Raw genomic sequence first — 1,823 nt, 5'->3', positions numbered from 1 at the left:
CCCATCGCGATCTAGAATTTGCAACCTCGTCGCGATTTCCCTATATTCGACCTGTTTCCCTCACATCGTGAGTAGAGATGCTTCGGCCCGGCCGGGACGGAGCACAAGAGAGTTTTGCCGTGCGGCGCCGAAAATCGGCGCCCGGCTCGAAGGAGGTTCGCTTAATGTCCCAAGGACCGCTGATGCCAAAAGCGACGGCCGTTTGGCTCGTCGAGAATACGTCGCTGTCGTTCGAACAGATCGCCGATTTCTGCAAGCTTCACCCCCTCGAGGTGAAGGGCATCGCCGACGGCGAAGTGGCGACGGGCATCAAGGGCCTTGATCCGATCACCACGAACCAGCTCACCCGCGAAGAGATCGAGAAGGCTCAGGCCGATCCCGATCACCGTCTGCGCATGGCAGAGACCAAGGTGAAGCTTCCCGAAGTCAAGCGCACCCGCAAGGGCCCGCGCTACACACCGGTTTCGCGGCGTCACGATCGCCCGAACGCCATCCTCTGGCTGGTGCGCAACCACCCGGAACTGAAGGACGCGCAGATCATGCGTCTTGTCGGCACCACCAAGTCGACGATCCAGCAGGTCCGCGATCGCACCCACTGGAATTCGGCGACCCTCTCGCCGATGGACCCGGTCACGCTCGGCCTATGCTCGCAGATCGATCTCGATTTCGAGGTCCAGCGCGCCGCCAAGGATCGCCCGCACGTGGAAGCGCCGGAGCCCGGCGGCACGCTCCTCCCGGCCGAGGTGTCCACCGCGCCGCAGCCCGCGAGCGAGCCTTTCGCCGACATGAGCAAGCCGAAGCCCGAGCAGGAAGAGACGATCGACGTCAATTCGGTGTTCGCCAAGCTCAAGCAACTCAAGCGCGCGGACGACGAAGACGACGACGAATAAGTTCGTTGTGCCCGCGCATTGCGAACGACCCGGAGACGCAAGCGCATTGCCGTAATGTGGAAGCCAAGCCTTTATGAGGCTTGGCTTTTTTGTGCGTCGGTCGGGTTCTTGAAATCCAGCCGCGGAATGTATATACACTACGTATACACGAGGCGTCTATGACAACAGCGAAAGTCTTCATTTCCGGAAACAGCCAAGCCGTCCGCCTTCCAAAGCAGTTTCGGTTGAAAAGCGACGAGGTGGAGATCTTTCGCCGTGGCGATGAGATCGTCCTCCGCGAGAAGGCGCGCAATCTCGGTCGAGCATTCGACCTGATCTGTCAGCTGCCCGAGTTCGAACGGGAAGATGCGCCGCCGCAAGATCGTTCGGGGCTCTGATGCCTGATCCCGTCTACCTCTTGGATACGAATATCTGCATTCATATTCGACGGGAGCGCCCGCAAGAGGTCTTGAAGCGGTTCGAGTCGCTCACGCCGGGCTCGACTGCCATCTCGGTCGTGACCTATGGCGAACTTTCCTACAGCGCCTGCAAGAGCGGGAACGCGGAACAGGCATCGACCATCCTGGAGCAACTGGTGACGCTCATTCCTGTTCTGCCCTTGGATGCAGCCACAGCCAGAACGTATGGAAAGATTCGGTTCGATCTGTCGCGACGAGGCGAAATCATCGGCAACAATGATCTTTGGATAGCCGCGCACGCCTTAAGTCTCGGGATCACGTTGGTGACCAACAACGAGCGTGAGTTCCAGCGGATCCCAAATCTGAAGATCGAAAATTGGGTATCGGCTGCATAGACCGCGCTGAGCGATTCCGCGATCTGGCGCACCTCTAGGACGCCAATCCGCGACCACGCAGCGCGTCGCCGATTTCCTCCAGGATCGCCGGGTCGTCGATCGTGGCGGGCATGGTCCAGTTGTCCCCGTCGGCGATCTTT

Annotated in this window: 3 protein-coding genes; all 3 read left to right on the top strand. The window is 60.0% G+C overall.

All coding sequences use genetic code 11. The features are described 5' to 3' along the window. Window positions 1–164 precede the first annotated feature (164 nt). The 3 genes from AC1DT3_RS19820 to vapC all read left to right on the top strand — a co-directional run bounded on the left by AC1DT3_RS19820 (window position 165) and on the right by vapC (window position 1,683). The gene (locus AC1DT3_RS19820) at window positions 165–890 is read left to right on the top strand and encodes a DUF1013 domain-containing protein (protein ID WP_477466928.1); all 726 of its coding nucleotides are present in this window, start codon (window positions 165–167) and stop codon (window positions 888–890) included. Window positions 891–1,048: 158 nt separating this feature from the next. Beyond that, entirely contained in the window at window positions 1,049–1,267 is a 219-nt protein-coding gene (locus AC1DT3_RS19815; protein ID WP_477466927.1) for an antitoxin, read from the top strand. Next, window positions 1,267–1,683: a type II toxin-antitoxin system tRNA(fMet)-specific endonuclease VapC gene (vapC, locus tag AC1DT3_RS19810; protein WP_477466926.1), complete on the top strand. Its 417-nt coding sequence runs from the start codon at window positions 1,267–1,269 to the stop codon at window positions 1,681–1,683. Before AC1DT3_RS19815 ends, vapC begins: the two co-directional genes overlap by 1 nt. Window positions 1,684–1,823: the final 140 nt, after the last annotated feature.

Source organism: Microvirga sp. P4_G7, from assembly GCF_056401005.1.
The sequence above is the reverse complement of the archived record's forward strand: the minus strand, read 5'-3'. Positions and strand labels throughout refer to the sequence as shown.

Coding starts and splice junctions, on each gene's coding strand:
- AC1DT3_RS19820 (WP_477466928.1), top strand. CDS start 165: ATGTCCCAAGGACCGCTGATGCCAAAAGCGACGGCCGTTTGGCTCGTC.
- AC1DT3_RS19815 (WP_477466927.1), top strand. CDS start 1,049: ATGACAACAGCGAAAGTCTTCATTTCCGGAAACAGCCAAGCCGTCCGC.
- vapC (WP_477466926.1), top strand. CDS start 1,267: ATGCCTGATCCCGTCTACCTCTTGGATACGAATATCTGCATTCATATT.